The organism is Roseibium aggregatum (assembly GCF_014692675.1).
Lineage (GTDB): Bacteria > Pseudomonadota > Alphaproteobacteria > Rhizobiales > Stappiaceae > Roseibium > Roseibium aggregatum_C.
Window position 1 is genome coordinate 40628 of record NZ_JABFCZ010000028.1, and the last position, 26018, is coordinate 66645.

At 61.6% G+C, this 26018-nt stretch carries 22 protein-coding genes; 3 read left to right on the plus strand and 19 right to left on the minus strand.

Going from position 1 to position 26018, the window contains the following annotated elements; all coding sequences use genetic code 11:
* Positions 1 to 40 precede the first annotated feature (40 nt).
* The 6 genes from HK439_RS22025 to HK439_RS22050 all read right to left on the minus strand — a co-directional run bounded on the left by HK439_RS22025 (position 41) and on the right by HK439_RS22050 (position 7004).
* Positions 41 to 1063, minus strand: a complete 1023-nt coding sequence (locus tag HK439_RS22025; protein WP_190293669.1) for a glycoside hydrolase family 5 protein — start codon at positions 1061 to 1063, stop codon at positions 41 to 43.
* A 56-nt stretch (positions 1064 to 1119) separates the two neighbouring features.
* Entirely contained in the window at positions 1120 to 2187 is a 1068-nt protein-coding gene (locus HK439_RS22030) for an acyltransferase family protein (RefSeq protein WP_190293640.1), read from the minus strand.
* An 18-nt stretch (positions 2188 to 2205) separates the two neighbouring features.
* Positions 2206 to 3408 carry a hypothetical protein gene (locus HK439_RS22035; RefSeq protein ID WP_209011991.1) on the minus strand — a complete coding sequence of 401 codons (1203 nt, stop codon included), beginning with the start codon at positions 3406 to 3408 and terminating at the stop codon, positions 2206 to 2208.
* Positions 3409 to 3599: 191 nt separating this feature from the next.
* Complete coding sequence (locus tag HK439_RS22040; RefSeq protein WP_209011992.1) at positions 3600 to 4772, minus strand: glycosyltransferase family 4 protein; 1173 nt, start codon at positions 4770 to 4772, stop codon at positions 3600 to 3602.
* Positions 4773 to 4928: 156 nt separating this feature from the next.
* Positions 4929 to 6059, minus strand: a complete 1131-nt coding sequence (locus HK439_RS22045) for a polysaccharide biosynthesis protein GumK (protein ID WP_190293641.1) — start codon at positions 6057 to 6059, stop codon at positions 4929 to 4931.
* Positions 6060 to 6101: 42 nt separating this feature from the next.
* On the minus strand, positions 6102 to 7004 hold the full coding sequence (locus HK439_RS22050) for an ATP-grasp fold amidoligase family protein (protein ID WP_190293642.1): 903 nt from the start codon (positions 7002 to 7004) through the stop codon (positions 6102 to 6104).
* Positions 7005 to 7353: 349 nt separating this feature from the next.
* Between HK439_RS22050 and HK439_RS22055 the strand changes: the two genes are divergently transcribed.
* The gene (locus HK439_RS22055) at positions 7354 to 8892 is read left to right on the plus strand and encodes a lipopolysaccharide biosynthesis protein (protein ID WP_190293643.1); all 1539 of its coding nucleotides are present in this window, start codon (positions 7354 to 7356) and stop codon (positions 8890 to 8892) included.
* 50 nt (positions 8893 to 8942) lie between these two features.
* Positions 8943 to 10715 (plus strand): alpha/beta fold hydrolase, encoded by a 1773-nt coding sequence (locus HK439_RS22060; RefSeq protein WP_190293644.1) that lies wholly within the window; start codon positions 8943 to 8945, stop codon positions 10713 to 10715.
* Here the strand turns inward: HK439_RS22060 and HK439_RS22065 are convergent.
* From HK439_RS22065 to HK439_RS22110, 10 genes are all read right to left on the minus strand, one after another.
* Positions 10700 to 13147 carry a glycoside hydrolase family 2 protein gene (locus tag HK439_RS22065; RefSeq protein ID WP_190293645.1) on the minus strand — a complete coding sequence of 816 codons (2448 nt, stop codon included), beginning with the start codon at positions 13145 to 13147 and terminating at the stop codon, positions 10700 to 10702. The genes HK439_RS22060 and HK439_RS22065 overlap by 16 nt on opposite strands.
* A gap of 65 nt (positions 13148 to 13212) precedes the next feature.
* Positions 13213 to 14211 (minus strand): DUF1839 family protein, encoded by a 999-nt coding sequence (locus HK439_RS22070; RefSeq protein ID WP_190293672.1) that lies wholly within the window; start codon positions 14209 to 14211, stop codon positions 13213 to 13215.
* 17 nt (positions 14212 to 14228) lie between these two features.
* Positions 14229 to 15140: an amino acid--[acyl-carrier-protein] ligase gene (locus HK439_RS22075; protein WP_190293646.1), complete on the minus strand. Its 912-nt coding sequence runs from the start codon at positions 15138 to 15140 to the stop codon at positions 14229 to 14231.
* 5 nt (positions 15141 to 15145) lie between these two features.
* Positions 15146 to 16327 (minus strand): acyl-CoA dehydrogenase family protein, encoded by a 1182-nt coding sequence (locus tag HK439_RS22080; protein ID WP_190293647.1) that lies wholly within the window; start codon positions 16325 to 16327, stop codon positions 15146 to 15148.
* Position 16328: 1 nt separating this feature from the next.
* Positions 16329 to 16580 (minus strand): acyl carrier protein, encoded by a 252-nt coding sequence (locus HK439_RS22085; protein WP_190293648.1) that lies wholly within the window; start codon positions 16578 to 16580, stop codon positions 16329 to 16331.
* Between the two features lie 294 nt (positions 16581 to 16874).
* Positions 16875 to 17405 carry a cytochrome b gene (locus HK439_RS22090; RefSeq protein ID WP_190293649.1) on the minus strand — a complete coding sequence of 177 codons (531 nt, stop codon included), beginning with the start codon at positions 17403 to 17405 and terminating at the stop codon, positions 16875 to 16877.
* Between the two features lie 79 nt (positions 17406 to 17484).
* Positions 17485 to 18282: a class I SAM-dependent methyltransferase gene (locus HK439_RS22095; protein ID WP_190293650.1), complete on the minus strand. Its 798-nt coding sequence runs from the start codon at positions 18280 to 18282 to the stop codon at positions 17485 to 17487.
* Positions 18279 to 19340: a glycosyltransferase family 4 protein gene (locus tag HK439_RS22100; RefSeq protein WP_209011993.1), complete on the minus strand. Its 1062-nt coding sequence runs from the start codon at positions 19338 to 19340 to the stop codon at positions 18279 to 18281. The genes HK439_RS22095 and HK439_RS22100 overlap by 4 nt, the downstream gene beginning before the upstream one ends.
* Entirely contained in the window at positions 19333 to 19734 is a 402-nt protein-coding gene (locus HK439_RS22105) for a 6-pyruvoyl trahydropterin synthase family protein (protein ID WP_190293652.1), read from the minus strand. Before HK439_RS22105 ends, HK439_RS22100 begins: the two co-directional genes overlap by 8 nt.
* A 37-nt stretch (positions 19735 to 19771) precedes the next feature.
* On the minus strand, positions 19772 to 20782 hold the full coding sequence (locus HK439_RS22110; RefSeq protein ID WP_190293653.1) for a zinc-dependent alcohol dehydrogenase: 1011 nt from the start codon (positions 20780 to 20782) through the stop codon (positions 19772 to 19774).
* A gap of 145 nt (positions 20783 to 20927) precedes the next feature.
* Here HK439_RS22110 and mdoH point away from each other — a divergent pair, with 145 nt between their 5' ends.
* Positions 20928 to 22727, plus strand: a complete 1800-nt coding sequence (gene mdoH, locus HK439_RS22115; protein ID WP_209011994.1) for a glucans biosynthesis glucosyltransferase MdoH — start codon at positions 20928 to 20930, stop codon at positions 22725 to 22727.
* 290 nt (positions 22728 to 23017) lie between these two features.
* On the opposite strand, the gene ptsN is transcribed toward mdoH, so the two are convergent.
* The 3 genes from ptsN to rpoN all read right to left on the minus strand — a co-directional run bounded on the left by ptsN (position 23018) and on the right by rpoN (position 26017).
* Positions 23018 to 23485, minus strand: a complete 468-nt coding sequence (ptsN, locus tag HK439_RS22120) for a PTS IIA-like nitrogen regulatory protein PtsN (protein WP_190293655.1) — start codon at positions 23483 to 23485, stop codon at positions 23018 to 23020.
* A gap of 66 nt (positions 23486 to 23551) precedes the next feature.
* A complete protein-coding gene (hpf, locus tag HK439_RS22125) occupies positions 23552 to 24139 on the minus strand; it encodes a ribosome hibernation-promoting factor, HPF/YfiA family (protein WP_190293656.1) in 588 nt (195 codons plus the stop codon).
* A 318-nt stretch (positions 24140 to 24457) separates the two neighbouring features.
* Positions 24458 to 26017 carry an RNA polymerase factor sigma-54 gene (gene rpoN, locus HK439_RS22130; protein ID WP_190293657.1) on the minus strand — a complete coding sequence of 520 codons (1560 nt, stop codon included), beginning with the start codon at positions 26015 to 26017 and terminating at the stop codon, positions 24458 to 24460.
* Between the last annotated feature and the right edge of the window lies 1 nt (position 26018).

Consider the following 26018-nt stretch of genomic DNA (forward strand, 5'->3'; position numbering starts at 1 on the left):
AGCCATTCTAGACACACGCCGACAGCGTAGAAAAACAAGGTTAATGGAGCGTTGAACAGGACGGTCTTTCGCCTGTGCCGATCCCTTCCAGAATTGCCGCCAGTTGCGGCCGGTCTCCGCTTGCCGTCGGCTGGATATTGTTGCCTTCGGTTTCCGGCCACCAGTCGCCCGCAGCCCAATAGGTCCAGCCCAACCACTGCTCCGGCGCACTTTCCATTGCCTCGACCATCGCCGTCAGGCCCGCGAGGCAGGCCTTGTCCTTCGAGCCGCCGAATTCCCCCAGGAAACCCCGGGCATCGTGCCGCTTGAGCCATTGCGTGAAACGCTCCAGGCCTTCGACCGCTTCCTTTGCCTTCGGGCATGTGTCGTGGGTGCCCGATGAATCCTCGTCGAGATACTGATGAACCTCATAGGCGAAGTTGTTCCCGGGATCCTTCACGCCGCCCATGACGTCGCCGTTGACGCCCACCGGAAATTCCTGTTCCCAGCTCGAGGCCCCGCTCCAGTGGGTGCCGGGCACGAGAATGAGATTGCGCGCGCCACCGGCCCGGATCCCCGCAATGGCCTGATTGGCCGCCGACAGCCAGTCGGTCGCGTGAATATCGAAAGGTTCGTTCATCAGTCCGAAAATGATGTCGTCGTCATTGGCGAATTCGATCGACAGCCTGATCCAGAAGTCGGCGAAGGCCCGTGCCGGAAGGTCGGCGGTGCCCAGCCTCTTCTTGTGGTAGTAGCCGAAATTATGCGGATCCAGTACGACCTTCATCTTGTAGGAGCGGATCAGTTCGACCGCCTTGCGCAGCAGGTCAAGCTCGCCCGTGTCGAGCCGCTCGCCGAGAACGGGCTGAAGCCGCTCCCAGCGGAAAGGCAGGCGAACGATGTTCATTCCCTTTTCGGCAAAATACCGGACGGTCTTTTCCGACGGATAGACGTAATTCGTGCCGTAGACGCCGGCCGTATCGACACCGTATTCCGCACCGGAGATATTGACACCGTGGAAACAGACCCCGGCCGCACCGGCAGAGGACTGCAGGACCAACGTGCCTCCCAGGATCGACAGCATCCGGAGAACGGTCGTGCCCCGAACCGCCCGTCCGAAACAGCCTGCCAGCGGGTTTTTCATGCGGTCTCCCGGGCCGAAAGATAGCCGCCTGAGGCCTTTTTCGCCTGCCTCTGGCCTTTGAAAAAGGCCGCGAACGGCCTCTCGTAGAACCGGTAGACGAAGAGCGCTACGATGACGGAGGCGACGATACAGATCGCCACGAACAGAACCTCGTTTTTCATCCAGTCGAACGGCAGCATGCGATAGCCGATACGGACCCCAACAAGCGTAAAGACATGAGTGAGGTAGAGGCTGTAGGACGCATCTCCGAGCCTGTGCAGGAAGCGGAATTCCCGGATTTTGGAAAAATCGAGCGAGACCAGGCTGTATATGATCACCACGGACGGAACGCCTGCGGCAACCACCCTCGGGACCGCCAGATCCATGCAATCGGCCCAGATCAGGACGACGGTGCCCAGCCCCGCAAGAATAACGGCCCGGCGCGGCCGGATCAGCACGCGGGCCAGATACAGACGGGCGACCACGACACCTGCCAGGAACTCGAACACGACCGAATAGCCGTAAAACATGGAAGCGGTGGAGTTTCCCGGAATGGCATGCGCGACCAGGAAGATCCCGCCGACCACAGCGAACAGCGCCGCGATCCGCCTGTTTTCTGGCAAAAGAAGAAGAGCGCCGAAAATCAGATAAAAATACATCTCGTAGTTCAGCGTCCAGCCGGGAATGATGACAGGCGCGATCATGCCACCGTTCGCTTCGGCGGGATTGACCCACGGGATGAAAAAGAGAGAGGCCAGCAGATGGGGCAGGTCGAACTGCGTGGACTTGAGATAGGCGGGCAACAACAGCGCGATGGCGGCCGCCGCCAGGGTGAGCGCCCAGTAGAGGGGCACAATCCGTTCAATGCGGTGCTTGTAGAACTCGACCGGTCCGATCTTCCGGTTCGCCGTTGTCAGCCACATCACGAAACCGCTGAGGACGAAAAACAGATCGACGCCGTACTCACCGAAGACCACGCTGCCCAGGACCGCGCCCGGGTGAACGTTGTGCAATTGCAGGACGCTGTGAAAATAAACCACCACAAGGGCGGCGATCGCCCTGACATACTGAAGCTGAACCAGCATTCCGGTCTCCTGAAGACCCTAGCGCACTGAAACCGGTTCCAGCCTGGCATCCGCGGCAATCCTGCCCCGGCGTGAAAACTTCAGGTGACCAGCCAGCAACCACAAAAGGCCGGCTATTTTGATCGAAAAGATCGCCGTACCGCCGATCATCATATTCATGAAAATAAAAACAGAGAGTGAATGGGCGAAACGGCGCTCGTCGGGATGGTCGCAGGCGGGATAAAGCGTCACGAACAGCCACAGGAACAGAAAGCTGAAGATGGTGCCGATGACGACGACATAGATGTAGCCGCTGTCGGCGAAAGACGACGCCCGTTCCGCCGAAAAGCCGAGCAGGGTCAGCAGATCGACATCGGCGAAATTCTTCATGGTCGTGACCACGCGACCTGGAATGTTGTCGCCGGTGGCGTCCGGCTTCAGGGCGTAGACCGCAAACCCCATCGCCAGAAACGCCGGCATGACCAGAAAGCCCAGGATCCTCGGCACATGGGGAAACAGGAAATAGCCGATAAAACTGATGACGGAGAAAATCATCATCGTGCGGGTGTCGTTGGTCACCAGGATCAGAACGATCGTGAGGATGCAGAACGCCCGCTCACGCGGCGAAAACCGGCCCCAGAGCGACACGAGATAGATCATCATCACGCCGGAGAAATTGGCGAGCGAGACCTGTTCCAGGAACAGAGACGACGACCTGTGGTCGATGATGCCGAAGGAAAACCGGCCTTCGAAACCGAGCGCATTCCGGAAAAGCTTGGAATTGCCGATCTCGAATTGCGCGATCCCACGCGTGTTCTCGAAATATTTCGCCGGATAGAAGAAGTCCGCATACTGATCCAGAAGGAATATCTCCATCACGAGAAAGGCGAACACCAGGATGCTGGCGGTCATGAAAATGAACTTGACCGTTCTGTCGTTCGTCCATGTGCCCAGGGTCACGAAACAGAAAATGACCAGCACATTGCGGAAATAGTCGATGATGAGGAGATGATTGATCACGGACACGTAGACGGTCAGAAACAGCGTGATCAGCAGATAGAAAAGCGGCGCCAGGTCCTCCTCGTAAATCCCTTTCTTGAGGATGATGAGAACCGCGGCGAACATGATCAGCAGTTCCGTCGCGGCGACGCTCGTAAGCGACAGGTCCCGGACGTGGGCATTGATGACCGCCAGAATGGCATTGTAGACGACGGCGGCAAGCACCACCAACGCTATAGCCATGCTCCTTTTTTCGGATGTCTCTATGATGCGCCTCCCGGCTTGCCATGCGGAGATTGGCGAACAGGACCGGGACGGAAATTAACTGACTCCCGAAAGGGGAGCAAACCGGATGAGCGGTGAGGCCGCGTTCAGATGTGGACCATTTTCACCTGGACCGGAAGGCCCGTCCGGAAAAGCCTGCCGTGCCGTTTTCAGCCGAGGACGCTTCTGTAAAGCGCGTCATAAGCGGCGGCGGCGGCTGTCCAGCCGTGCTGACCGGCTGAGACGATCGCGGATTGTCTGGTAACCGGATCCCGGACCAGTTCGGCCATGGCGTGGGTAATCGTGCCGGCGGCCTGTTCGGGATCGGCGAAATCGGCCAGATGAACCATCGGATGGCGTTCGGCGAGCGAGCGGAATGCGGTATTCGGCTGGACGACGGGAATGAGCCCTGCGCTCAACGCCTCGATGAGCGCAATCCCGAAGCCTTCGTATTCGGACGCGCTGACGAAGATGCTGCTTGCGGACAGGACGTCCCTGACCTGCTCGTCGGACAGGCCCAGATGCAGATGGACATGGCGTTCAAGACCGCGCGCCGCCGTCAGGTCCTCAAGATCGGCGACCGACAGGTCGGAGGGAGAGCCGATGATGTCGAGTTGCCAGGCCGGATCGGTCCGGACCAGGTACTGAAGCGCATCCAGGGTCCGATCGAGGCGTTTATTGGCGGAAAACCGGCCGATGGTGACGATCCGCTTTTCCGGTGCGGGCGCCGACGCGTCGTGAAATTTCGACAGGTCGACGCCGTTTTCGATGAGCCGGGTCCTGGACGGCGCCAGTCTGCGGAACATCGCCAGGTCGTTCTCCGAGCAGCAGGCAATCCCGTCGTAGAAACGGGAAGACAGCCGGGTCATGGTGTTGAGCCAGACCTTCTTCAAACCCCGGCTCTGTTCGGTGTGAAAAAAGCCGCCATGGGTGGTCGCGACCAGCTTGCGCCGGTGAAACGGTTTTGTCAGCGCCAGTGCATCGAAAAAGAAATCGACCGCATGCACATGGATCAGGCCGGCCTCACCGAGACTGGAAAAGACGGCCGGTGCGACCGGATAGCGGCTGCTGCCGTAAAACGGGATCCGGTGAACCGGGATGCCGTCGAGAATGACGTCTTCCGGCAGGCGCCGGTCCGGATCGATGAACAGACGGTCGAGCGTAAGAACCCGCACGGAGGCAAACCGGCCCTTCTGCCGTGCGACGAGATTGCGGACGAAATCCTCCAGCCCGCCGACCATGGGTGCATACTGGCGCACCACATGCAACAGATGGACATCCCGAAAGTCTTCCAGACCTTCTGCTCCCTCCACATGCGTCATCATCGGCGGATTGGCGTTCATCGGCATGTCATCCCTTGCGCGAGGCAGACGCTCCCCAGGAGCCCGCGATCAGCACGGCAAAAGAATAGTCTTTCGACCTAAATGGCTTCTTGCCGAGGAGCCCGAAAGCCGGCGAATTTGGGAACAGGGTTTCGATTGTGTAAACGCGGCAGGACCCTATGCGGCCTTTTCAGCCGGCACCGAGGCCTGTGCCAGTTCCAGGATTTTCTCCGCCACTTCTTCCCACGTCAGGATGCCGTCTTGAAAACGGTCGCTCTTTTCCATCGTCAGGGCTGCACGGATCTTGCCCGGCCAATCGGTTTCCCCCTCCAGCGAATAGCCGATCAGGTTGCCGCGCCCGTCTTCAATCAGGTCCGGCGTCAATACCGGCAAGCGGCAATAGGCGTATTGCAGGAATTTCAGGCTGGTTTCGGCGAGATAGAGTTCGTTCGGCGAAATGCGGTAGGGCGCGATGCCGAAATCGGCATGCTTCATATATGGAATGAGCTCGGCAAACGGCTTTTCGCCGTGCTCGATCACATTTGCAGGTCGCGGACCGGCGAAATGCGCTCCGAAGATATGAAACGTCACGTCCGGAGCGGCTTCGGCCATGGCACGCAGGGACGTCTCGTCGAACAGCATGTTGCCGACGGAAATCGCATTGCGCGTGTTTTCCGGATAGGGCGAGACCGTGTCGGCGTCAAACAGGTCCTTGTTGATCGCCTGAGGCACGATTTCAACACGGCACGGCGCGGGCACCTCGGCTGCGATTTTCGACGACGGCGTGATCACGAGATCAAGTGTCCGGTACATCCGCTGTTCCATCTCCTGGAGAACGGCGGCGGCGCCTATTGTCTCCAGCCAGTCCCGCTGGATATACACGCACGCGGCTTTCGGATTGAAGCGCCTGACGGCTTCGTAAAAACTCAGGCAGGTTCCCGGTTCGAAGATCACCACATCTGCTTCTGCCAGCGGTGTCTTCATGTAGCCGGGGATCATGCTGCCGTAGAGACCGAAGAACGGCCGGTTGAGCATGTTTAACAACGGCTTGCCGGAGCTGAACGGATGCAGCGGCGGCATGTAGGCAGAGGCGAACAGTCCCGGACTTGTCTCCGCAAACCGGTTCTTTTGAGCCACCGACAGCCGCTGAAACAGCGCCTTGTTTTTCAGCAGGGTCAGATAGCTCAGACCGACGGTGGCCACATGAACGGTGTGACCGGCTTTCGCCCATTCCTCGGCAATGAAATGGGTGCTGACCTTGCGCATATCGGACAGAAACGGCTGGGATGTGAATTTGAAAATTTTCATGTGCGGACCGTTTCTCATAAAAAACAGTGTCGGAAGGTGCCGTCAGGCGTTGCAACGCTCCCACTCGCGTCCAAGATGGAGATCGTAGTCTTCCGGCTGATAGGTTTCGAAGCCGCCGGCCGGGTAAAGCGTCAGTTCGCCGGCGTAGATCCAGTCATCGGACGCATAGAGGTCCACGCGCATGAAGCTGATGCCCCTGCTGAGCTTGCGGGCCACATCCAGCATTTCCGCAAGCCGGGCCGGTTTCGGTGCCTCTTCGGTGGAGTAGAGGTAGTCGCCCGTCCTGACCGGCAGCCGTTTCCAGTCCGGCGCGTAGGTGTACTCATAGATGCCTCGGTCCTTCGGGAACCGCAGCTCGATGTGAACCACCTCTCCGTTGAAGGCGAACAGCCGGTAATCGGTCAGCGGCCGGCCGCCGTCTTCCAGCATCTTTTCGATGATGATCCTGGGCGTCAGATCCTTGTAGGCCCATTCCCGGTTGACCCGGTCGTGACGCAAGGCCAGCCAGCTTTCCTCCGGCCGCGCGGCCATGAGCGTTTCAATGTCCTTCGCCGTGCGCAGGAAAAATCCGTGCGCACTCGCATGGGTCGGTTTCACCACGGCCGGCAGGGGAATGGTGTCCCAATCGACCTCTGCCAGATCCGTCCCGACCCAGAGCGTCGGAATGACATATTTCTCGCCGGCGCGCTCGGCGATAAACCGCTTGGCATCGGCCTTGTCGACTAGGCTCGGATAAAGCGCGTTGCGATCCTCGATCTTGCGTGTCTGCAGCTTTTCCGTAAAGCGCCTGGGGTGCTTCAGGTCTGGAAAGCGGCCGACGATCGAGGCGTATTTGATTGCAAGATAGGGCCGGTCGGGAAGAACGGAAATCAGGCGCCAGAGCAAGTGCCGCGCCCGCTTCCACAGGGGCGGTTTCCTGCCTGCTCCGGGCGTGATGAAATCCATGAACAATCCTTCCGGGTGCGTTCTTAAATGCCCTGAATCCGTTACGGGAGCCGGGCGGCGAACCGTGGCCAGACTAAAAACCGAAACCTTGAATTTTTCCCTAAATGTCCTGCGAAATTTGACGAGCGCCTGCATCCGGACAAAACACATGAAAATGACACGTCATACAGCGTCCAGGACGGTCGGAAAGTTCACACAATTAGGGTTTCGCAAATCTGTTGCTGCTATTGATCGGCCAAACATACACGTCCGGCCGGCCATCCGCCTGCGCGCCGGGATGCCGGACATATTCTGGAACCGTAATCGTCCCGGTGGCCTCATGGTCATCGCATGAAGGCATTGTCATCCCATGCAAAGTCTGATCAGCGCCAGCATCATCAACACGGTGGCCGGAATGGGATCGCTGGTGGCCGGACTTTTCAGCACCATCCTGATCGCCCGCATCCTCGGGGCGGACGGGACCGGATCGACGGCCTTTGCCCTCTGGCTGGTTTTTTCCGCAACGGCGCTTGCGGATCGCGGCACCCCCTCCATTCTGCTGCGCTATATGGCCCGGGGAAGCGATAAAAGGGGAAGCGATACAAGGGGAAGCGATGCCGGCACCTCCGGCAGCGGGCTCCTCCGGGCCCTTTATCCCCGTTTCCTCTGGCCGACCGTTGTCGTGTTTGCCTGCTTTGTGATCTATGCCGTCTGGGCCGGACAGACCGAGACATCGGATGCCGGGTTGTTGTGGGCCGTCACCGCCATCATCTTTCTGATCTATGCCCACGGGAACCTGGCAATCGGCGCCGCCCGCGGGCTCGGACAGTTTTCGCAAGTTGCCAGATACACCGCGATCGGCTGTTTTCTTCAGATCCCTGCGGTGATCGCCGGCGCCTATTTTTTCGGTGCTCCGGGAGCCATGCTCGGCTACCTGGTCCGGCACCTGCCGCAGGGCCTGGCCGTTCGGCACTATCTGGAGGTCAAACCCCGCCCTTCCCAGGATGCTGTTACGGACCAGATGCGCCGCTACGGCCGGAATTCCTGGATTTCCGGCGGACTCCATGTCTTTGTCCGCACCCGGATCGAGTTTCTCTTCATCGGCTGGTTCTTCACCATCACCGAGGTCGGCTATTTCGCCGCCGGCATGACCTTCAACAGCCTGGTCATCCAGCTTGCCATGTTCATGCTGGCCGGGCTCACGCCCGGTTTCGGCCGCCTGCACGACACGGAAAATGACGCCCAGTTCGCCCTCAGTTACCAGCGCGCCCTGCGCTGGATGAGCCTGTTCCTGATGCCCGCCTGTTTCGGCGGCGCTGCCGTCATGCCGGCGCTCCTTCCGCTTGTGTTCGGCAGCGAGTTCGTCCCCGCCGTCCACATGTCCATTGTGCTCACCCTGTTTACCGTCGCCCAGGCCCTGGCGCTGATCCCGATGGCGGCGATGCAGGCGCGCGAGCGGGATCAGACCATGCTGCACGCGGCCGCGATTTCCGCTGTCGTTCTGATCGCGCTCAACCTGGCGATCACGCCCTTTTACGGCGGCGAAGGTGCGGCATGGGTCCGCGCAGGCGTGAATATCGTCACCCTGGCGTGGCTTCTCTGGCACAACCAGAAACATCTGAAGCTCCCCGCGCCGCTTTCCGGCCTGGCACGGATCAGTCTCGCCTCCGCGCTTTGTGCTGGTGCCGCCTATGGCCTGCTTCTGGTCGTCCCCGGCCTTGCCGGTCTATGCATCGCAATCCCAGCAGGCGCGCTGGTCTATCTGCTGGCGCTGCGGCTATTGAGAGCGATCCCCAACGGCGACATCGACAGCCTGACGACCAGCCTGAGAAAGGCCCTTCCGGGGCGTCTCGCCGGAATTGCCGTGTCTCTTGCCCGCCTGCTCAGAACACCTCAGCCGGCCAACTGACGCCGTCAGGTTCACTCACTGGAATGGAAGACAAAAGGTACCCGACTGCCATGCCCCGCTCCGCCGCCCTTCCGGTTTCGCTCGGCGAAGACTTCGCACTCTACCATGCCGCGTCAGGCTCGACCGGCTATGTGTTCTGCGGCGCCTGGGGGTATGACGAATTGTGCAGCCGCAAGTTCCTGAGACGACTTGCCGAAGACCTCGCAGATGCGGGCTTTCCCGTCCTGCGCGCCGATTACCCGGGAACGGTCAACATGCGCGATCCCGTTCCGGACACGGGTCTGGAGGGCTGGATCGGCACGGCCGTTGACGCCGCGGACCGGCTGAAAGAGCTTTCCGGCTGCAGCCGTATTCTTTACCTCGGTCTCGGCATCGGTTCCGCGATTGCTTTCCTGGCCGCACAACGGCGCAAGGACGTGGACGGTGTCGTGCTCGCCGGACCGGTGGCGAGCGGACGCCGTTACATGCGCGAAGTGCAGCTCCACGCCAATGTGACCAACGAGGGGCTCGGCCTGGCGCTGCAGGGCATCCATGGCGACACCGGCTTTTCCGGTTTTGCCATGTCCGAAAAGCTGCAGGCGGACCTCAAGACGATCAATCTGGACAAACTGGATCTTTCGACCCGGCCCAGATGCCTGGTTCTCACCCGCGAGGGCAACGAGAACGACAACGCCTTCGCCGGGAGCCTTGCGGAAAAGGGGCTTAAGGTCCAATGCGAGACCTTCGAAGGCTATTTCGCGCTGATGGCGGCGCCGACCACTTCGGTGGTCCCGCCGAAGGCGATTGCCGACATCGTTTCCTGGAGCAAGACCAATTTCGCTTCGGCATCGGATGCAGACCGCCCGGGCGTTGCGGCCTCACCGCAGACCGTCATCGTCAAGGGCGACGGATTTGTCGAACAACCGGTGACCTTCGGACCGAACGGCCAGTTCTTCGGCGTCCTGTGCCGGCCGGAAACAGGCGACAGCACGGGGGCGACCGCGGTCTTCCTCAATACCGGCTACGGCCACCATATCGGCTGGGGCCGGATCTGGGTCCGGGCTGCACGCGAGCTTGCCCGTAAAGGCATCACCTCGCTGCGGTTCGACATGGCGAACATCGGCGACAGTCCGCAGACCGACGGACTGCCCGATCAGGTGATCTACACGAAGGAAGCCTTCAACGACGTCTCCGTCGCCCTCGATTTTCTGGAACGGGAAGCGCCCGGTCCTGTCTTTCTCGTCGGGCGCTGCAGCGGGGCCTATGTGGCCTTCAACGAGGCCGTCCTGGATGCGCGCGTCAAAGGCGTCATGCTGATCAACCAGCTCAGGCTGATCTGGGATCCGGGTGAGGATGTCGAGGCGGCGCTCAGATCCGGCGCAAGGCCGCTCGACGAATACCGGCGCCGGGCGATGAGGCTGGAAACGGTCAAACGGGTCCTGACCGGCAAGGTCGATCTCATCAGGGCCGGCGGGCATATCTTCAGTCACGTAAGCGACCGCCTCTCGCGCAAACTGGCGCCCTATCTCGGGCCGCTGACCAAACTCGGCCGCTTCCGCCGGGCGTGTTTTTCCAATTTCGATGCCATGGCCCGGCGCGGCATCCCGGTGCATGTGGTCAATTGCGAAAATGACGGCAGCCTGGACGAACTCGCCCGCTATTTCGGCGCCGATTTCTCAGGGTTGAAGGCCTACCCGAATGTCGTTCAGACGATCGTTCCGAATGCGGACCACAACCTGACACCGGAAGATGCGCAGCAGCATCTGCTGTCGCTTCTGGATCAGGCTCTGCTCAATGCGCGCTGGAATGACGGGCAAGCGGTCAGGTCTCAGGCGGCCGAATAAGTCTTCGGCGCCAGCCCGTTCAGGGCTGCAAGCTGAACAACGGGCAACAGGTCCGGATCGGTTCCGGCCTTGCGCACCAGCATCAGCTTCTTCCCGGCCCCCGGCGCCAGATGGAACCAGTCGTCGGCAACCTGGAACCCCGGAATGTCGAGATGCACGGACTGGGCGAAGCGTCTGGCTTCGAGACGAAGCGTCCAGGTCCCCTCGCCGGCCTGCTCCAGCTCCCCCTCGATTTCCAGCGGCAGGCGCGCCTGCGGATAGCCTTGCGGGAAATGAAAGGCTTCGGACAAAACCTCATCCGTTGCCGGATCGATCAGCCGCGCCACGGTGACATCGTGCGCCGGGGGGCCGAAGCGGTAGGCATAGGTCACGTCGAAGAACGCGCCGAACAGATCGGTGGCCGCGATCTCCTGCGCTTCGCGCGGGGCCAGGTCCAGCTCGCGGCGCCCGGAAACGACGGGCACGCTGCCATCGCGCAGACAGGCGAGCGTCAGCACAAGCGGCTTCGTCTCCGGTGTCTCGTTGAGGACGTGAACGCCAAGACCGTTCGTGCCTTCATCGGTCAGGGTAACCTGTATCGGCTGGAAGGTGCGCTTCAGCGCATAATACGCCGGCTTCGGAATTCCGGTCGCATCGACGATCCCCCAGCCAGCGCCCGGCAGCAGATCCTGAAAGGTCCAGACCAGCGCGCCCCGGCAGGACGATCGCTTGCGCCGCCACTCGGCGAAGGTCGCCGCCATGACCTCGCCGGTCACCGCCCGCGACAGATCGAGGTAACGGTCGGGATCGCCATAGCGAACAGTCGCCGGATCGAGGCCGTAAAGCTCCTTGAAATAGTGATCGCGCACATCCTCGAAGTCCCAGCCGACGCCCCGGTCGCGGGGAACCCGCGCCTTCCAACGCGGATCGTGGACGGGTTTCGCCGATAGATGTTCGGCAAGGGTTTCGCCCTGGGGCACGTTTGAAAAGGCCAGGCACTCGGCCGCGAAGCGGACATCGGCGCGGCGGGCATCCTCCAGCGGACGCTGATAGGCGCCGACGCCGTAATAATGGGCGATACCTTCGTTCGGGGAAAACGGCAGAGCGCCGTCACAGGGGGAATTGGCCACGTAAGCCACATCCGGGCGCCGGTCGCGGCTGATTGCCGCCAGGATCTCTTCGCTCAGCGGCCCTTTCCAGCGGCTTTCCGGCAGGCCCATCATCGCGCCCTGCTGGTAGATCTCGCTGCCGCCGCACAGCACGGCAAGCGACGGACAGCCTTGACAGACGTCCAGCTGGTAGCGGGCTTCCGCCTCAACCGTTTCGACGAAGGCCTCGTCCTTGACCGGGTAGTCGTGATTGGCGAACTGGAAGTCCTGCCAGACGAGGATGCCGAGCTCGTCGCAAAGCTCGAAGAAGGCGCGCGTCTCATAGGTCATGGTGCCGCCGATGCGCAGCATGTTCATGCCCGCATCGCGCGCCAGTTCCAGCCACGAGCGATAGTTGTCCCGGTCGCCGGGAAGGCGCAGGATATCGGCATTGGTCCAGACCGCGCCGCGACAGAAAACCGGCACGCCGTTGACGACAAGTCCGAAACCCTTGCCGTCCGCCCCCCGGTCAACGTCGATCGTCCGGAAACCGGTGCGGCCGAGATCGAGGTCCGTGTCGCCGCACAGGATGCGGACATCGTGCAGGGCCGGCTTGCCATGGGTGTGCGGCATCCATGGTTCGACACCGGGAATGGTCAGTGTCGCGGACCAGCGGCCGTCGCCGCCACGCACCATGTGGGTGCGCGTGCCGCAGCACCCCAGCACCGGTGCGCCGCTGTTGCCTTCAAGGTCCGCCGAGACGGCAAGGACCCCGTTTCCGGACCGGTCGACGGTCGCCCCGATCTCCCTGGCCGTCACGCGCGGGGTCGACGTGCCGGCCAGGGAGATCGGGCGATAGGGACCAACCGCATGCACATCCGGGCACCAGCCGGGCATGTGCCCTAAAAGCGTGGTGCGGACGAGGCGCAGGCCCTGTGAGGTTGCAAGCTGCGGACGCCAGCGCGCGCGGGGGCCCTTTTCATCGAGAACCGGCTGCAGCGCCCGGAAGCAGAGCACCAGCCGGTTTTCCGGGCGAAGCTCGACGGGAACCTCGTGACCAAGAAACATGTTCCGGCTTTCCAGGATCTTCTCGTCGTTGAGGTAGACCTCTGCGATCGTCGCCAGGCCGTCGAAACGCAGGATGCGGCGACCGGGTTCATCAGCGGCGAATTCGGTGACGTACCAGATATCCTTGTCATGCAAGGGCGTGGGATTTTCGGGATCGTAACGGCCGGCAAGCGCCAAGGCTTCCGCCGCCGTTCCGGGAACCCTGGCTCGAACCCAGTCGGTCAATGTGGAGAGGCCGGAGGGGTCCTTGATCCCTCCGGCCTCCGCCACGGCAAGAGACCAGCCTTCCGTCAGCATTTTTTATAGCGCCCCCTGACAGAAACCGTCTTGCCCCTATTCATATCGCTCGGCCGAACCGCGTCTCACGCTGCTTTCGACGCGGCCTTGCCGAGCCGGGTATCGAGAGTGTCCATGATGGTGTCCCAGGCGTCCGCTGCCGGCTGCAGGGCCGGAGCGAGCTTGTCGAATTTCTTGCGCATCACGGCGCGGGCCAGCTGGAACTGGACCGTCTTGGCGGTCGCCGAGATCACCCTTGCGGCGTCGGCCGATCCGCTCAGGTCGGCAACGCCTTCTGCCGTCATCCAGTCCAGATGCGCGGAGAACAGCTCGTAATTCGCACCGAGCTGGCGCAGCGTGTTGAACGCGTAAAGATGGAAGAAACCGAACGGCCGGTCGGCGACTTTTTCGACCTGCTCAGGGAACACCCTGGCGAAGGCCGCAATCGGATTGGCCTTCGGCCTGCGCGACAGATGGCGGGCAAGCAGACCGGCGGCCGTCTCCCCGATCCGTTCCCGCGCCGGAACACCGTCTTCGGGAAACTTGACGAACTCCGTGTACGGCAGGAACGGCAATGCGCCTTCCGGAGCATCCCTATGAAAGATGCCGTCGAAATCCTCGCCCTCCAGCCGGTGCAGTCCGAGATTATGGAAGTAATCCATCGTCCGGCCTTCGACATCGAGCCGGTTGATCGCGACCGTGGTCTTGCCGTGTTCGCTCCGGTAGGAGGTTCCTTGCGTATCGGGGAGAAAATAGCTGTCCATCTCGACCAGCGTCAGCCGGCCGCGGCGGATCTGCTCTTCCACGTGGCGCTCGACACGGTCGTAGATCGCAAGCTCGGTGACGCGGATGCCGTAAAGCGCCTCCAGATCCTCCAGCGGCACCTTGAAGAAGGTGAACTGGTCGCCCTCGAAATCCTGGGTGACCGCAAAGCCGAGACAGGCTTCCGGCGGTACGCCGTAAGCGGCCAGCACCTCGATCCAGATATCGAGATAGCAGTTGGTCTCCGGCCAGTCGCGCGTCATCGCGTGCAGGGGATGACGTGCGTAAGCTGCCGGATCGAGACCCGGAAACACCGCTTCCATGTCGACGTCCTTCGGCATCAGGCGCCCCAGAGCGCCTTGCGCACCGGCGCCGGCCAGTCGTTGGTGTCGAGCCCGTGATGGGCGAACAGCGCCAGCGCGATCCGCTCCAGGCCGAAGCCCACGCAGGCCGTATGCGCCGTCCCGCCGTCGGCGGTCTTCAGACCCCAGGTCGAACCGAAGTGGTCCTGGTGGTAGTTGAACGACAGGCAGGCCGTCGGGTTGGCGGTCGAGGTCACCGGGATCAGAAGTTCGAATTTCAGGTTCTGGTCACGCTGATTGTTCGCCAGCATCTTGCCGGCGCGGCCGAAGAACGGATCGTTGGCGACATCCACATGAACGGGAAGCCCGACCGTTTCGATCAGTTTCTGGCCGCGCTCCATCCAGAGCTGGCGAAAATCCTGAACCTCGGCCGGGGTGCCCATGCGGACATATTCGCGCATGCGGAACAGCTGCATCCGCGCCGGATCCTTCGACGGCTCGTGGCGGAAGCAGTAGGATTGCAGGTCGAACAGGCCGCCGCCGGCGGGCAGCGGGCCGCGCTTGGCAATCGTCGGGTAAAGCGGATAGCAGGCAGCCGGCGTCAGAACGATATCCGTCGCCTGCTGGTCCTTGGTCCAGTCCTCGCCTTCGGCCATGCACTGCAGGAGGTTCATGTGGTCGAGTTCGCAGCCGCAGAAGCTGTGCACGGTGCCGGCCAGCTGCGGAAAGCTCTTCATGTAACCGGAGCCCTCGAAATGGGCCCGGTTCATGCCCGGCGGAAAGCGGATCGCCTCGGCGCCGTCGTCGCCGCCGAAGGTCTCAATCAACCGTTCGAAGGCGGCAATCACGTCCTCGAACTTGCCGGACCGGCCGTAAAGACCGTCGACGCCGGTTTCGATCAGAAGGCCGCTCGCAAACAGCCGGTCGAGAAGCGAAGTCTGCATATCCATTTTGCTTATCCCAACAGGCTGGTGTCTTGCTTGCCGACAAGGAGCATCGTCGACGTGTTGCCGAGGATACGGTCGTTGGAAATCATCAACTGCGCGGAATGGGCGTCGCGCAGGTGCCGACCGAGGCTGAAGGGCGTCCCGTTCTTGTAACCGAGAATGCCGCAGATCAGCATGCAGTGATTGATGATGGTCAGGATCGTCTGGGAGGACGAGATCTTGACGTTGTTCATAGCCACGCCGAAGCCCATGGACGACAGCTTGTTGTCGTCGGCACGGGCGGCGTCGAATTCGGCAATTGCGGCGGTGACGGTCGATTTCACCATCTGCAGCAATCCGGAGACTTCGGCCAGCCGCAGCGCTCCGGGAGGCGTTGCACCCGGCGTGCGCCGGGCGGCCGCCTTGACGAAGGCCTGGGAGCGTTTGACCGCATCGGCGGCAATGCCGAACCAGACGGCGCTCCACAGGATATGCGCATTGGCGAGCATGGACTGGGCCGCGATTTCGGCGAACGGCTTGGGCAGGATCTGTTCCGCCGGGGCTTCCGCCTTGAACAGGAAGCCGTCGGAACAGGTGCCGCGCATGCCCAGCGTGTCCCAGTCATGGGTCTTTTCAAGCGAATACTGGCCTTTCAGGAAAACCGTCATCACCTGATCGGACGGGGCCGCATCCTTGTGGCTGCGCGACGTCACCAGAATGGCGTCGGCCTCTTCGCCGTAAGAAATGACCGTCGCATCCTTTTCCAGCCGGCAGCGGTCTCCATCGACCTCGATGGCGCAGATGGAGTTTCTCAGGTTGCCGCCGATCCCGGCTTCGGTCGTTGCGGAACCGAGCAACAGCTGTTCCCTGGCAATACGGGTCATGAAGTCCCGGTGCCAGCTTGCCTCATCCCCATGGGAGACCAGGCTGGAGGCCTTGATCTGGTGCATGGAAAACGTCATGGCTGCCGCTGAACAGGCCTGGCCGAGAATACTGCAGACCTCGGCGATTTCGGCGGTCGTCGCGCCTTCGCCGCCAAGCGCCACCGGGATCTGGATCCCCAGGAGCTTTTCGGCCTTCATGGCGGCCACGGCTTCTTTCGGAAAACGTGCCTTTTCGTCGACATCGTCGGCATGTTCGGCGGCCACGGCTGCTGCGCGCTTTGCCCGTTCGACAAGGCTGATCGCCTTGATATCGGCAACCTTGTTCATGTCAGGCCACCTGCTTGTCTTCTGTGATCTGGGACAGCGCCTCGGCAATCGCGGCGATGGACGAAAACGATTTGCGGTTCAGGAGGTTTTCCGGGAATTCGACATCGAACTCGTCCTCAAGCGCCAGCATGAGCTGCACGGAGGCAAAGGAGGACAGGCCGGCCTCGTAGAGGTCGTCGGCATCTTTCAACTGGTCAACGGAAACGGGAAGGCCGCCGTGCTTGGACAACAGCTCGCGAATAATGGTCGTCATAATGGTTTCCTGTCGATAATGCCGGTTTGTTTTTATCCGGCTGTTTGCGCACCTCGTAATATCTAACTAGAGAATAATAGATAAACTTACCTTAAAACGCTTGGTTAATTTATTGATAAAGTTAAAAAGCGATTTGTTAACCTAAAATATTTATTAAATAGATTTAACATAGACAATAATAGGCAAAAATATAGAGGCGCTTAGACAAGCACCCCTACGTAATCATGGTATTTTTGCTTATGATATTCTAACGAGCATCCTGCACGGAACGCTATCCAGGCGGGCAGTTGCTCCTCAAAGCATCCGCTGCAGGACGCCGTCACGCCGGATGAAGCCGTGATAAAGAGCGGCGGCGACATGAAGCAGGACGGCTGCCGTGAACAGGATTCCCAGCACCAGGTGAATGCTGAAGAGCTGATCGGCGAGCGCGCGGTCCTTGGCGACGATCGCCGGCATGGTGAACAGTCCGAAGACGGGGATCTTCGCGCCATAGGCCGACGTCGCGACCCAGCCGACGAACGGATTGATGATCAGGAACCCGTAGATGAAGACATGGGTCGCCTTGGCCGCCAAACGCTGCCAGAGCGGGATTTCAGCCGGAAGCGGCGCCGGAGGGTGGGTCACCCGATAAGCGAGCCGGATCAGTGCGAGGGCCATCAGCAGAACGCCCACCGAACGGTGAAAATCGAACAGCCAGTTCTGCAACGGGCCGCCGCCGATCCGGATCATGACGATGCCCGCGGGCACCATGGCGAAGACCAGAAGCGCCATGAGCCAGTGAATGCCTCGCGCGAACAGGCTGTAGCGCGCAACGTCTTCCGTCATTGTCTCTCCCCCGGGCTAATATTCCGATCCTAAACCATCTCGGGCCTGTGCCAAAGCGGCCGAACCTTCGGGCACGGACTCATACGGGAATGGCAGCAATGTCCCGATGCCCGACTTCGATCACGAGGTTGCCGTCGGATATCTGCTCCATCCGTCGGTCCAGCCAGCCGGACAGGCGCTCCGGCTCCAGTCCCATCTCCAGACCCGCTGAAACCCAGCCGGAAATCAGTTCCCGCTGAAAATCCCGCGCCTCCCGTCCCGCGTGCCAGTCCGAGGGTCCGGAGACGACCCGGTAACCGGCGGCTGCAAACAGGGCTTCGGCCGCATCCGCCGCATCGGGACCAAGGGCTGCGCCAAATCCCTTGTCCGTCTTCTGATGGGCGTTCATGGCCTGCCGGATATCCTCGTCGAACGGATCGGCGGGCGTGCAGGAGGCGCGCCCGTCATAGGTCAGGCTGGCAAGGAACGGCAGCCGCGCGGCGGTAACGAGACCGACGAGCCGTTCCAGAAACGGCCGCGTCACAAGATCGAGAAAGGCAGACGTCATCACCCCGTCCACCTCAGCGAAGGGAAGCGAGGCAAGATCGGCCGACAGATCCACCTGCCGGCATGCGACCGCGCCTTTCCCGAATTGCGAGTACCGTTTGCGGGAGACTTCCAGCAATGCCGGATCGTTGTCGGTCAGCAGCCAGTCCTGCGACGCCCCCAGACGATCGGACAAGGCCGCCACCGTTGACCCCGCACCGCTTGCAAGATCCATCAGGCGGACCGGACCTTTCGGAAGGGCCGACAGGAATGCGGCTTCGACCTGCCCGTTTCGGGCGGCCAGGTCCACAGGCTCCCGCAAGCGCAGCCAGTCGGCGGAAAAGCCGCTCATTTCAGATCCTCCAGAACAGCGGAAAAGGCATTGACGGCATCCTGCCAGGTCGGCAGAGCCCCGGCGGCTTGGCGCGCAGCCTCCGCGAAAGCCTTGCGTTCATCCCTGTCCGAAATGAGCCGCTTCAAAGCCGCCGTAAGCCGACCGACATCCTCCACGCCGCAGTAGAGCGCGGCCCCTTGAGGCAGAGTTTCGCGCACCGCGCCGCCGCCGCTGCCGATCACCGGCAGTCCGTGAGCAAGGGCTTCCGTATAGGCCATGCCGTAGCCTTCATAGCGGCTGGCCAGTACGAAGATATCGGCCTTGCCGTAAAAGTCCGGCAGGGCTTCCGGCGAAACGGCGCCGTGAAAGGTTACCCGGTCTTCCAGCCCGTTTTCACGCAGCCGGTCGCACAGCCACTGAAAACAGGCCTCGTCCCGCGTGGTATCGCCGACAATATCCAGCCGCCAGGAAAGGTCCCCCAGCCTTGCCAGCGCGTCGAACAACAGGTCATATCCCTTCCGAGGCACGATGGTGCCGACGGAAAGCAGGTTCGGACAGTCCGTTTCAGGCCTCACTTCTGCCATGGCGCGATCGGTGCCGGGCAGGACGACATGGATCTTGTCCTCGGCAATGCCGAAACAGTCTCGAACCTGCGCCGCCGTCGCCGGGCTGGTGACGATAATTGTCCAGGCCTGTTCCAGCGCCGTTTCCTCCGAGGTCCGCAGGCGGTCCGCCGTTTCTTCCGGCAGACCGTTTTCCAGGAACAACGGGTGGTGCACCAGTGCAATCAGATCGCGGCCCTTCGCCAGTCGATCCGCCGCTTCGCCCATCGCACCGAAGGCCAGGCCGTCGATGACAATCGGGCTGCCCACCGGCACGGCCCCGATCCGGCGCACGGCCTCCTCCAGAACAGACACTTCGGGAAAGGGAAATCCTTCCCCGAGCGGAACAAGGTCGACCTGCCAGCCGGCCTCGCGCAATCCGGAGATGATCCGGCGGTCGTAACCGTAGCCGCCGGTCGGCGTCTCAAGGTCGCCGGGATAGGCAAAGGCAATTTGGCGGCGATGCTCAGCCAACGGGCGCCTCGTACCAGGCCCGGGCGACATGGGATTCGGAGATGGTCACCCGGATCGCGTCGATCTCCGATCCCGGACGGCCGAGACGGTCGTCACGGGCGGCGGCGGCCAGATGATCGTGGACGTATTTGGTCAGGAATTCGGTCGTGGTGTTGATGCCGGCAAACTGCGGCAGGTCATCCAGGTTCTTGTAGTTCAGCGGTTCCAGCACTTCCTTGAGCGCCTCGTGGGCCCGGCCGATATCGATCACCACGCCGTTTTCATCGAGCGACGCGGCCTGGAACGCAGCATCCACCACGAAGGTGGCACCATGCAGCGCCTGGGCCGGCCCGAACAGCTCCCCCTTGAAGGAATGGGCGATCATGACGTGGTCTCGGACTTCAACTGCAAACATCGATTTCAAAATCCTCGGATTGGGAGAGAGTACAGGTTCATTCGTAGGTGAGGACCGCCGCAAGGGCGTCCGGGTCGTCGAAGAGGGCCGGCAGGCGCTCAGGAGCGCTGTCGAAGGGAATACGGTGAGTGATCAGTCGATCGAGCACAGGGTCGGCCAGGAGGGACATGGCAGTTTCCAGGCGGCGTTTGAAGCTCCACCTGTCCCGGCGCTCGGCCCGGATGCGGCCGACCTGACTGGATTTCAGAACAAGACGGCGACTGTGAAAATCGCTGCCGAGAAGGGCGGGAACCGGCGCGTCACCATACCAGCTCATCTCGATCACGGTCGCACCGTCACCGGCCGCGCTCAAAGCCGATTGCAGGCCCGCCGCCGTCGCGCTGGTGTGGAAGACAAGGTCCTGATTATGGGGCAAGTTTTGGGGCACGTTTTCCGGCAGCGAAAATGCGCAGCCGAGCGCTTCCGCCATCTCCCGCCTCGCCGGATTGACGTCGACCAGCGTGACCCGCGTTGCGGGGATACGGGCTGCCAGCCAGGCGGTCAGCAGGCCGACCACACCGCCGCCGACCACGCAGATGTGATCCCCAGGTGAAGGCATTCCGTCCCATAAAGCATTGAGGGCAGTCTCCATGCTGGCGGCCAGCACGGCGCGTTCCAGGGGGATGCCGGAGGGGATCCGGACCAGATGTCCGGCGGAGACGGTAAAGACTGACTGATGTGGAAACAGGCAAAAAACGCTGCTGCCCAGGAATTCATCGGGACCGGCCTCGACGATACCGGCCGCGGCGTAGCCGTATTTGACCGGAAAGGGAAAATGGCCTTCCTGGAAGGGCGCGCGCATGCGCTGCCATTCGGCCTGGGGCACGTTTCCACGGCAAACCAGGCGTTCCGTTCCCCGGCTGACACCGGTTGCCAAGGTCCTGACCAGCACCATATCGCCCTCAAGACCGGGAAGTTTCGCGGCCCGCAACGCGCATTCGCCCGGGGCGGTGTACCAGAGCGCCCTGGCGTTTTCGGAGCTTGCCGCAAATTCGTCGAAATTGGTCATGAAACAACCCGGTCGTTGATCTGCCGATGTCATAATTCCGTATCAACAGATGACAAGATCCCTACTGCGAACACCATGGTTTTTGAAAGTCACAAAAATGCGTGCTGGATTTGAAATGTCCCTTTTCCGACCTTCACAACCGGCAATGACGGCCCGCAGGATCACCTTTCTGACCCTGTTTGCCGCCAGTTTCGCTGCGCTGGCCGTGCTGATGGCGGCAACCCTGTCGCCGAACGGATACGGTGTGCTCGACTACCTGGTGCTCGGCTGCTTCCTGGTCACCCTGCCCTGGACCATTATCGGGTTCTGGAACGCGGTGATCGGTCTTGCGGTCATGCGCCTCGCCCGCGATCCGGCACGAACGGTCTGCCCGATCGATGAGGGGGATGCAACGGCGCAACTCTCTACCCGGACGGCAATCCTTTCCTGTGTCCGCAACGAAGATGTCTCAAGGCTGGAGACGAATCTCAACGCAATGCTGGCAAACCTGGTCCGCAGCGGCGAATCCGGAGCCTTCACGCTGTTCGTCCTGAGCGACAGCTTCGTTGAGGAGATCCTGCAGGCCGAACAGGCCATGGCGGCGCGGCTCGCCAGGCGCTGGTCGAACAAGATCGCGATCGTCTATCGCCGCAGGGAAGACAATCCGGGCTACAAGGCCGGCAATATCGAGGATTTCTGCGACCGCTGGGGCAACGACTACGATTTTGCGCTGGTGCTCGATGCGGACAGCTACATGTCGGCCGATGCCATGCTCGGTCTTGTCCGGCGCATGGAGGCAAACCCGAAACTCGGGATCCTGCAAAGCCTTGTGGTCGGCCTGCCGACGGACAGCGCCTTTGCCCGTATCTTCCAGTTCGGCATGCGTCTCGGCATGCGCTCCTACACCATCGGCAGCGCCTGGTGGCAGGGCGATTGCGGTCCCTATTGGGGACACAACGCCGTCCTGCGGGTCAAGCCGTTCATGGAGCACTGCCGCCTGCCCAAACTGCCGGGCAAGGGCCCGCTCTCGGGCTGGATCCTCTCTCATGACCAGGTGGAAGCGGTCATGATGCGCCGGGCCGGCTACGAGGTCCGTGTGCTGCCGCAGGAAGGCGGCAGCTATGAGGAAAACCCGCCTCACCTTCTGGAATTCATCCGGCGCGACCTGCGCTGGTGCCAGGGCAACCTTCAGTACCGGCGCCTGCTGAGGATGCCCGGCCTCAAGCCGGTCAGCCGCATTCAGCTCGTTCTCGCCATCCTGATGTTCATCGGCTCGCCGGCCTGGATCGGGTTCATGGTCTCGGCCGCTTTGCTCGGCATGACGGATGTCGGCCATATGCCGTTCCGGGCGGATACGGGCACGGCGCTTTTCCTCGTCATCATGACCATGGTGTTTGCGCCCAAGCTGGCGACCATCGCCGATATCCTGCTGCGCCCGGACCTGCGCCGCGCCTTCGGCGGGTTTTTCCGGGTCATCGTCAGTTCCGGCGGCGAAATTCTCTATTCGGCGATGCTGGCACCGATCATGGCTGTCGCCCACACGCTATTCATCGGCGGGCTCGTCTTCGGCAAGACCATCGGCTGGGGGGCGCAAGGGCGCGATCTGGAGCGCCTGCCGCTCGGGCTGACCGCCGCGAAGCTCTGGCCGCAGACCCTGTTCGGGCTGGCCGCCATGACCTGGATCAGCCAGCAGCCGCTTGACCTCGTCTGGCCGGTGCTGCCGATTGCGATCGGACCGCTCATTGCCATTCCCGCCGCGGTCCTGTCGTCCACGCATCTCCTCGGCCTTGCGGGTATCAAGTCCACCTTGTGGCGGATCCCGGAGGAAAGCGATCCGCCGGCGGAGCTGTGGGCCCTCGGGCTGGCCGCACTGGCGGAACGTGGCTTTGACGGCGAGATCGAGACCCGGGACCAGGCGCCCGTCCACAGCGAACCGGTTCCGGTTCCCATTCCGCTCGAAGCCTGAGCGGCGGAGCTTCACACAACAAAAAACCGGCCTCGAGGGCCGGTTTGCAATTGATGACAAACTCCGATTTCGTCATCCCGGGCGAACGTCAGTGAGACCCGGGACCGGAGAGCCGAGGTCTTTGTTGGATTGATTTCGTGAAATCGACAGGCTTCTGCCTCTCCGGCCCCGGCTCGCGCTACGCTTGGCCGGGGTGACTATGGAGAGGGATTGGATAGCAAAAAACCGGCCTCGAAGGCCGGTTTTTTAAAATCTCAGCAGATCCGGGATCCGGAGGGAAACGTCCGGGATCACGCAGCGTTCGACGAGGCGATCGGCTGGGTCAGCAGTTCGTAGATCTCGGCGGGATCATGGGAGGCGCGAAGACCTTGCGTCACGTTGCTGTCGCGCAGCTGCCGCGCGATGCGGGCGAGCGCCTTCAAATGATCGGCACCGGCGCCTTCGGGCGCCAGCAGGAGGAAAACCAGATCGACCGGCTGGTCGTCGAGGGCATCGAAATCGACCGGCTTGTCCAGCTTGGCAAACAGGCCGACCAGATGGTCGAGGCGCGTCAGCTTGCCGTGCGGGATGGCGATACCATGGCCGACACCGGTTGAACCGAGACGTTCGCGCTGAAGCAGCGTGTCGAACACCTCGCGTTCCGAAAGCCCCGTCAGTGCCGCTGCCCTTGCCGACATTTCCTGGATTGCCTGCTTCTTGCTTTTCGCCTTCAGCCCGGCAATCACCGCATTCTTTGTCAGAAGATCACTCAGATCCATATTTGCCTGCCACTGTCCGGGACCGGACCGACGCTGCCGCGCGGGCCCGACCCGGATTCTTCTGGTTTATTCCGCAGCCTGTTTCGCCACCAGGGCCGGATCGATCCAGCCGATATTTCCGTCCGGCCGGCGGTAAACCACATTCATACCGCCATTGGCCGCATTCTTGAACATCACGACCGGAGCTTCGCTCAGGTCCAGTTCCATGACCGCCATACCGACCGTCATGGTCTTAACCTTTGCCGACGTTTCGGCAATCACCAGCGGATTGAAGTCCGCCGGCACTTCCTCTTCCTCGTCCGGCGACGCCAGAACGTAGGAAACTGCCTCAAACGCCTCACGTCCGGACCCGTTATTGAGATGATGGTCCTTCAGTTTGCGTTTGTAGCGGCGCAAGCGCTTCTCGATCTTGTCGGCCGCAAGATCGAAGCTCAACCGCGGTTCCTGGTCCTGTGCGGATACCTGAAGGATCGTCCCGGTATCCAGATGCAACGTGCATTCGGATTTGAAGCCTGTGCCTTCCCGGCTCAACGTGACGTGCCCGTTGTAGCCGCCGGGAAAATACTTCGAAAGCGCATCTTCAATCCGGTCCGTGACGTGAGTGCGCAATGCGTCGCCAACGTCCACGTTCTTTCCCGAAATCCGTAATGTCATGGGGACCTCTTATTCTTGTATCGACCGATAGGTCACCGGCTGGAAGCCGGCGCCCGAAACGCGGTGAACGTTTCAGACCTACAGAATGGACCAGTCAGCGCCCGAGCGCCATCCCCTTCGTCTCTCACCATGCGGACGGTCGTATAAGCTCGTGCCTTGCCTGTGTCAATTGCAGGTCTGCGCATTTTCGCCCTGATTTCTTCACGATTTGTGTATTGGGGTGGACAGGCGGGGAACGTAGCGTTTGCCTCGCGGAAGACGGCGCGACGGCAAATCGTCAATGTCACGAAGCCGTGACGGGGTACCGTGATAGGGCGCCTAGCGGTTTGCCCGCTTCTCCCGCCGGCGCTGTACGGAGGAGCCGATCTTCATGGCTTCCCGGTACTTTGCGACTGTGCGCCGCGCAATATCAATTCCGTCATCTTTCAAACGCTTAACGATGGTGTCGTCGGACAGAATGGCATCGGGCGATTCCGCGTCGATCATCTGCCTGATCTTGTGGCGGACGCTTTCGGCCGAATGGGCATCCTCGCCCTCCGTCGCCGAAATGGCGGAAGAGAAGAAGTATTTCAGTTCGAAAATACCCCGGGGCGTCGCCATGTACTTGTTCGACGTCACCCGGCTGATCGTCGATTCATGCATGCCGATCGCATCGGCGACCGTCTTGAGGTTCAACGGCCGCAGATATTCGATGCCGTAGGTCAAAAACCCGTCCTGCTGGCGCACGATCTCTGTGGAAACCTTGAGGATCGTCTTGGCCCGCTGGTCCAGGCTCTTCACCAGCCAGTTCGCCGTTTGCAGGCAATCGGTCAGGTATTCCTTTTCCGTTTCATTGCGCGCGGTCTTCGTGATCGTCGCATAATAGGTCTGGTTGACGAGCACCCTGGGCAGGGTGTCGGAGTTCAGTTCGACCGACCAGCTGCCGTCATTGGCCCGGCGGACAAAGACATCGGGCACCAGCGGCTGGACCAGGGCCGACCCGAAGACGCTGCCCGGTTTCGGATCGAGCGCCCTCACTTCCGCGACCATGTCGGTCAGATCCTCGTCGTCCACGCCGCAGATCTTGCGCAGCGCCGCATAGTCGTGCCGCGCCAGCAGGTCCAGGTTTTCAATCAGCGCTGCCATGGCCGGATCGAAGCGGTTGCGGTCGATGAGCTGCAGCTTCAGGCATTCCCGCAGGTTGCGGGCGAAAACACCGGCCGGTTCGAAAGTCTGCATCAGCGCCAGAACGCGCTCGATGCGTTCCTCGTCGACCCCGAACTGTTCGGCGGCCTCGGCGAGATCCAGGTGGAGATAGCCGTTTTCATCCAGCGAATTGATCAGGTGATTGCCGATCAGCTTGTCCACCGGATCGGAAAGGACCAGATGCATCTGGTCCTCCAGGGAATGAACGAGCGACTCTTCCTCCGCCACGAAGGCTTCCAGATTGTAGTCCTCGCCGGCGGAACCGCTGGACACGTTCTTGTAGCTGTCGCCGCCTTTCAGCGCCGCCGGATCGGGCGACGCGGGCACGCCGGGTTCATCGGGAAACACGTTGCCGAGATCGGTGTCGAGGCGCGAGGCGATGGCTTCCGAGCCGGTTTCCAGCTGGCTTTCCATCCAGTCGCCGGATGTGGGCTCGCCGCCGGACGCGGCCGGTCCGGCATCCTCGCCGGAATAGTCCCCGCCCTCGGACAGACCGCCGGCCGCTTCGGCCTCGCCGCCGGACGGGTGCTCACCTTCGCCCTTTTCCAGAAGCGGATTGCGCTCCAGTTCGGCGTCGACATAGGCGACAAGATCGAGGTTCGACAATTGCAGCAGCTTGATCGCCTGCATGAGCTGAGGCGTCATGATCAGCGACTGGCTTTGCCGCATCTCCAGCTTTGTCGAAATTGCCATT